This is a genomic window from Bradyrhizobium sp. Kon69, from assembly GCF_055807515.1.
Genome location: NZ_JBVVOS010000256.1, coordinates 1 through 299, shown reverse-complemented (window position 1 = coordinate 299; position 299 = coordinate 1). Strand labels below are relative to the sequence as shown.

Annotated in this window: 1 protein-coding gene; it reads left to right on the top strand. The window is 60.2% G+C overall.

Annotated features, from left to right (window positions below; genetic code table 11):
• Window positions 1-245 (top strand): hypothetical protein (locus AC0L3U_RS39060; RefSeq protein ID WP_473365068.1); only part of this gene is annotated, 245 nt, incomplete at its 5' end.
• Window positions 246-299: the final 54 nt, after the last annotated feature.

Below are 299 nucleotides of genomic sequence, written 5' to 3'. Positions count from 1 at the left end.
CCAGTTTCGCCAAGCGCGCGCAGTACGATGGCGAGAAATGGCAACTGAGCGACGTCACTACCACTCTCTTCCACAATGTGGGCGAGGGCATCAAGGCCAGCACCGAAGTGGTCAACGAACCCACCCAGACATGGGACATCGCGTGGGCTTCTCGTTTGGTGGCTATGTGGCCGCCAGCCTCGGTGGACGCCTGGAAGCCAAGGGTGAAAAGTTGGCGCACCTGTTCATGGTGGCTGCCGCGGTGATGCGTCTGCGTGATTCGGATGTTCTGCCACAGGATTGCCCCTTGACCCTGATCC